The 6000-nt window shown below is 55.0% G+C and carries 7 protein-coding genes; all 7 read left to right on the top strand.

Going from position 1 to position 6000, the window contains the following annotated elements; all coding sequences use genetic code 11:
• Positions 1–385 precede the first annotated feature (385 nt).
• Positions 386–754, top strand: coding sequence for a VOC family protein (locus tag AADZ90_RS20245; RefSeq protein ID WP_411997119.1), 369 nt, complete (start codon positions 386–388; stop codon positions 752–754).
• A gap of 224 nt (positions 755–978) precedes the next feature.
• Positions 979–1866 (top strand): LysR family transcriptional regulator, encoded by an 888-nt coding sequence (locus AADZ90_RS20250; protein ID WP_367312263.1) that lies wholly within the window; start codon positions 979–981, stop codon positions 1864–1866.
• A gap of 62 nt (positions 1867–1928) precedes the next feature.
• The gene (locus tag AADZ90_RS20255; protein WP_411997120.1) at positions 1929–2663 is read left to right on the top strand and encodes a DUF1499 domain-containing protein; all 735 of its coding nucleotides are present in this window, start codon (positions 1929–1931) and stop codon (positions 2661–2663) included.
• A 53-nt stretch (positions 2664–2716) separates the two neighbouring features.
• A complete protein-coding gene (locus AADZ90_RS20260) occupies positions 2717–3688 on the top strand; it encodes a zinc-binding dehydrogenase (protein ID WP_367312261.1) in 972 nt (323 codons plus the stop codon).
• 17 nt (positions 3689–3705) lie between these two features.
• Complete coding sequence (locus AADZ90_RS20265; protein WP_367312260.1) at positions 3706–4596, top strand: serine hydrolase domain-containing protein; 891 nt, start codon at positions 3706–3708, stop codon at positions 4594–4596.
• A gap of 113 nt (positions 4597–4709) precedes the next feature.
• Complete coding sequence (locus AADZ90_RS20270; protein WP_367312259.1) at positions 4710–5036, top strand: hypothetical protein; 327 nt, start codon at positions 4710–4712, stop codon at positions 5034–5036.
• 148 nt (positions 5037–5184) lie between these two features.
• Positions 5185–5595, top strand: coding sequence for a GNAT family N-acetyltransferase (locus AADZ90_RS20275; RefSeq protein ID WP_367312258.1), 411 nt, complete (start codon positions 5185–5187; stop codon positions 5593–5595).
• The last annotated feature ends 405 nt before the right edge of the window (positions 5596–6000 follow it).

Raw genomic sequence — 6000 nt, forward strand, 5'->3', positions numbered from 1 at the left:
GTTTTGCGCGCGCAGTGAAATTCCGGTCTGGTGAAGGTACGCCGCAGCACCTGAAAACATCGGCAATCACCGGACGGGCTGTCCTTGCATATCAACTACACTAGGTTACCGGACTGGGTCGTGAGAAGCGCCGAACATGTATACGCTTTTCATTGGCACACCACGCATAAACGTTGGTTTCCATGCGATAACGGGCGGTCTATTGCGGCTAGGGAACGGGACATCAGTTTCTTTTCGTTGGAGCCACACTCGGCTTTTCCTCTGAGTGGAAGAATATCGATCGGTCCGACTGTCGCCTCAATTTGCGTTACACACCTATCACGTGACAGATATCGGAGCGGGACAAAGAGCTGCCGCGTACAAACCTCAAAGCACCAGAGAAATCATGATCAATTATGTAACCATCGGCACCACCGACCTTGCTGCTTCGGCAGTCTTCTTCGATGCCTTGTTTGGTGCAGTCAACGGCACCCGCGCGTACACCCTTGAACAGATGATCGGCTACAACTTTGGAACGGGTAAGCCGATGATCGTAGTCACCTATCCCTTTGACGGACAGCCTGCCTCGAATGGAAACGGCACAATGATTGCGCTTGCCGCAAGTGACCGCAATCAAGTCGATACCGTCCATGCAATTGCGCTTGAACATGGTGCAACTGACGAAGGGGCTCCTGGAAAGCGCGGCAAAAACTTCTACGGAGGTTACTTCCGGGACCTCGACGGGAACAAATTCAACATAAGCCTATCATCCTGACCAAGCTGAGGTTTTTTCGTTGGCCTCTCGGGGGCCAGGGTATCCTTGTCTTGTCGTTCGCGTCAGATTCCCTCCGCCAGTTGGCGCGAGGGCACATGAGGTTGGATCTGCTCTACGAACGGGCGCAACTCTTTATGCCGAAGCGAAACCTATGCGTTTTTCGATACCAAACTGCGAAAAGACGTTGGTTTTTGTAGGATGGTGTCGAATGTATAACCGACCCCATGAACTGGAACTCAATATCTTTTGACTGGAACCAAGCCCGGGCTTTTCTGGCAGCAGCCGAGGAACGCTCTCTGTCCGCCGCTGCTGAAGTTCTGGGCGTCACGCAGCCCACAATCACCCGACAAATTGCAGCACTCGAAAAGGAACTCAGAGTTGTTCTATTTGAGCGAACGGGGCGTTCGGTATCGCTGACACCTGTGGGTCTGTCGCTCCTTGAACATGTACGCACTATGGCCTGCGGAGCCAACTTGGTGTCGCTTGCAGCCTCTGGTCAGGCGGAGGCTATCGAAGGGTTGGTGCGCGTTTCGGCAGCGGACATGACCGCAGCTTATCTTCTGCCGCCTATTCTGGATCGTCTGAAAGAAATTGCACCCAAACTTGAGCTTGAAATCCTTGCGGAAAACAAACTCAGCGACCTGCTCCTTCGAGAGGCCGACATTGCCTTGCGGCACGCTCGACCGGAGCAACCTGACCTCTTCGCCAAGCTTATCTGTGAAGACACAGCAAGGTTCTATGCGACCGCCAAATACACGGAAAATTTCGGACTACCGAAGCTTGACGACGATCCATCTCATCATCAGTTCGTGAGTTTTGGCGACGTCGAAGGCATGCTCGGCCACCTAACGTCACTTGGCCTGACGCTGACAAAACAGAACTTCAGATACGCGTCGCAGTCTCAGTTTGTTGAGTGGGAGATTGCGCGCCACGGGCATGGCATTGCGATCATGACAGACCGGATTGCGGGCAAGTTTCCCGATTTTCAACCTGTGCTGACCGAAATCGACCCCTTCACAATCCCGACCTGGCTGGTCGCACATCGTGAGCTGCAATCCAGCAAGCGGATCCGACTGGTCTTCGATCTCATTGCGGAGAGCTTGTCGCCCTAGCCGCGCAAGCGAACGCTCACTCACACGTTTAACCCAAACAAATTCGAAGGGACTTTTGCCCAATGCATTTTGCTGTCTTGTTGCCTTACCTGATCATTGCATCAGGCCTTGCTTTGGGCCTGGCAAGGATGCGTCCTGCGATCCGTCCTTGGGGCATCTGTATGATCGGGGCTCCAAGTGGGCCCGCTATCGTAGTAATGCTGTTTGTCATCGACCAGATGCCATCGTGGTATCTGGTCGCTGTATCAGTTGTTCCTTTTGCCGCCGTTTTCGTCATGGTCGTTAGAGACCTCAGCTATCCGTCTATCAATGATGTGACGACTGACCTGAGTGATCCGCCCGTATTCAACGCCGCTCTTGGCCTACCCGAGAATTTGGGGCGCGATATGACCTATCCTGAGAGCTTTAAGGCGAAGGCTCGGAATGCCTATCCACACGTTCGATCGTTGACGTCAAACGAGCCCGCCGACCGTCTTTTTGAGAGGATTGTCGATGCAGCAAACTGCCAGCGCGGATGGAATGTGCACTATGCAAACGCTGCAAGCGGTACCGTGGAGGCAGAGGCAGTGACGCCGTTCTTAGGCTTTGTCGATGACGTCGTCATCCAGGTGAGAGAACAGGATAGCATGACTTGCGTCGACATGCGCTCGAAGTCGCGCGAAGGACTAGTGGACGCGGGCAAGAACGCCAAACGCATTGCAAGCTTTCTCGAAGCCATACGCAAGAACGGTAAGGACTATCCCGGTCGCGCAAATCCCACCCTCCCAATCATAACGCAAGAAAGCGCTTTGTCATGAATCGGAACACATACAACACAAGCGTCGTTCATAGACGTGGTGGACCAGAGGTAGTGTCTTGGGAGCCAGCTCAGGTCCGCACGCCGGGTGCTGGCGAAGTCCGCATCCGTATCGAGGCTGCAGGTGTCTCCGGCTATGATTTGATGATCCGTGGCCATTGGTTCTTGGGCTTCACCAAAACGCCCTATACGCCCGGCGAAGACTTTGTCGGCATTGTGGATGCCGTCGGACCGAATGTGACCAAATTCACCTCGGGCCAAAGGGTTGCTGGCTGGACGTTTGGACAGGGTGGCGGCTACGCGGAGATGATCGTCCGCCCGGCTGAAACACTGGTTCCAGTGCCGGGTGGCGTTGAGCCCGTCACAGCGGCAGCGATCATAACCAACTACCTCACGGCCTCGCTCGTGCTGGAGAAGACAGCCAAGGTGCGGCCCGGTGAGCGGGTTTTGATTCATGGCGCGGCCGGAGGCCTTGGTTCAGCGCTGCTGCAATTGGGCAATTTAGCAGATTTCGAGATGTTCGGCACCGGGAGCGATAGATCGAGTGCCTTCATTGCCGAAAATGGCGCCACCCCAATCAATTACAAGACCGACAACTTTGTCCGTCGCATTCGCGATTTAACCGACGATGGGGTGGATGTCGTAATTGATGTCGTCGGTGGCCCTCGCCAACTCTGGCGCTCCAGCCGGTGCCTCAAACGCGGCGGACGGTTGGTCATGCTTGGAATGGCATCCATCTACCAATCCGGTGCCGCCATCATTCCACTCAGCCTGTTGACCGCCGGCACGGTGGCGCTTTTGCCAAATGGCGTGAGCGTGCCCATGTCACCCAGTATGCTGAGCTATCCCGCAAAAAACCTCGACTGGTACACGGATACGCTGACGGACTTGTTGGAGAAGGCTGCAACGGGACAACTACGCCCTGCCATTACGGCGGAAGTGCCCATGTCCGAGGCATCCAGAGCACACGCGATGCTCGAAGCCGGTGGCTTGGTCAGCAAAGTCGTGTTGACCAACTCGCAATGAAGCCTGGGACCTATTCGATGACGCTACAGCCGATATACCACCACTGGATAACCACCGAAGGTCGCGAGGGTGGGGATAGCGCGTCCGGGGCATTGTTCCCGTATTGGAGTTTCACAAAGACGGCGATCTCAATTTGCGCACTCAAGCTTGTAGAAGCCTGTTACTTGAAGTTGGACGCTATCGTGCCGGGTCAGCCATTCACCCTGCGTCAACTGCTGCAACACACTTCGGGCCTGCCGGATTACGAGCCGCTGAAATCCTATCGTGCGGCTGTTGCCCGAAAGGAAGAGCCGTGGTCTCGCCCGAAGTTGTTGGAAGCAGCGATGGCCCAAGGCATGCTTTTTGATCCTGATCAGGGTTGGTCATACTCCAACATTGGCTACGGGCACGTCCGTGAACTGATTGAAGAGACCACCGGGATGCCACTTGGCAGAGTGATTTCGGATCTCATTTGTCAGCCCTTGGGATTGCAGACTGTGAACTATTGGGAAACTCCCGAGCAAACGGCTTCACTGATTTGGGACGCGGCTGACGGTTATGATCCACGTTGGGTCTTTCATGGTTGCCTGATCGGCTCTGTTTCGGATGCAGCACATCTTCTTCATGCTCTCTTCCGAGGTCAGCTACTTCATGGCCAGATACTTGATGATATGCTCGCTCGGCATGTCATCGGCGGCGCAATTCCCGGACGACCATGGACAGAGTGTGGATATGCACTTGGCCTGATGTCTGGCGCGGTTGGCGAAGTTGGGCGAGCGATCGGACATTCAGGCGGGGGGCCGTTCAGCGTCAATGCAGTCTACCATTTCCCGGACAGGCCTGACCCCGTCACAGTGGCTTGTTTCGCAAGTGGTAGTGACGAAAGCGTAGCAGAATTTGAGGCCGTCAAAATCGCGCGGCAGGTGTGAGACGCGTCCGATTGATAGTTCGCCTCAACATCGCTGTATTGCCGTTAAGGCCCATTCTCACCGAACCAAAACCTCAAGTAGCTGCGAGGTGGAGGCTCCCGAAAGGATAGATCGTGGCAAAAGAAAAGAAATCATATGAACTTGAGATGTGCATTGATGATGAGATCACCATGGAAGAGATGATGGGCGTTGTCGAGCGCGCCGCGAAGGCGACGGGCTTGTACATCTCTCACATCGGAGGTTATTCGCGCGTAAAATACCCCAACTCAGTCCATTGGCACTTCAAGAAGCACAAGAAGGAGCCGGGTTTGATTGATGCCACGTTCTGGGAGGAAGGTACGAGATTCTGGCTGATTGTCAGAAACAATGAACCACAATGGGTGCATGACACAGCGCCGTTGCTTCAGAAAGCTCTGGAGAACGAGTTGGCAGGACCCTAGCTGGGGCTCGCGTTTACGACGGCGTTGCCGAGACGGTCTGAAGTAAGCGCTCCGGCAACAGTCCACCTCCCGAAGGGAAACGAGATTGCAAGGTGACATAGAATTTGCCCGGTTGCGCGAAGTTGAACCTACCGAGATAGCAGCGCACATGTCCGATCCCCGTGTGGCGGAACACATGCCCCTGCTTTCCAAGAAGTGGGACACTGATGTTGCGAAGAAATTCATTGCGAGCAAGGAGCAGCGTTGGGCGCGCGACGGCCTTGGGCACTGGGCATTCCTGGTCGACGGCCGCTACGTCGGATGGGGTGGTTTTCAGAAGGAAGGTGACGAATGGGACTTCGGCCTTGTTCTGCGGCCTGATGCGTTTGGCCTCGGACTTCGCATTACAAGAGAAGCTATCGAATTTGCCATTGCCGACGACCGCATTCCCTTCGTCACATTCCTGTTACCGCCATCGCGGAAGAACCTGAGCGCTCTCCAAAGACTGGGTGCCAGGCACTTTGGGGAGGTCAATTACGATGGGGCAAGGTTCCTCAGATATCGGCTTGAAACCAGGTGACGCCATTACCAGAAACTCAGAGTCCGATCGATGCACAAATCGAGGAAGTGCAGTAAATGGCGGCAGTACGAGCTGCGGCTCCAGACTCTTGCCTGCTTGCTGAACTGCTGTGTTGCGCCGTTTTTGGTCATGTTCGTTTTACGAAAGCGGTCATTGGCGCATTCGCAGCGAAGGCTCACTTGTCCGCAAGAGCTGTCATCAGCTCCGCCAAAATGCTGCGCGATCGATCAATGTCCGCTTCCGGGAAGCTGCGGCGCAGCGTCGGCACTGCCGGTCAAAGTCCGCTTCTCTAATTGGGCATTTGGGTCAAGCTCGTTTTTCTTGTTGCTTAGGATCGTTGTCGCTCATCCGGGTCACGCTTCTCTTCGCAGTCTGTTTGATGCCGCGTAGGACATCGCTGCACGC

Origin of the sequence: Aestuariibius violaceus, from assembly GCF_040779325.2 — a bacterium.
Classification (GTDB): Bacteria; Pseudomonadota; Alphaproteobacteria; order Rhodobacterales; family Rhodobacteraceae; genus Aestuariibius; species Aestuariibius violaceus.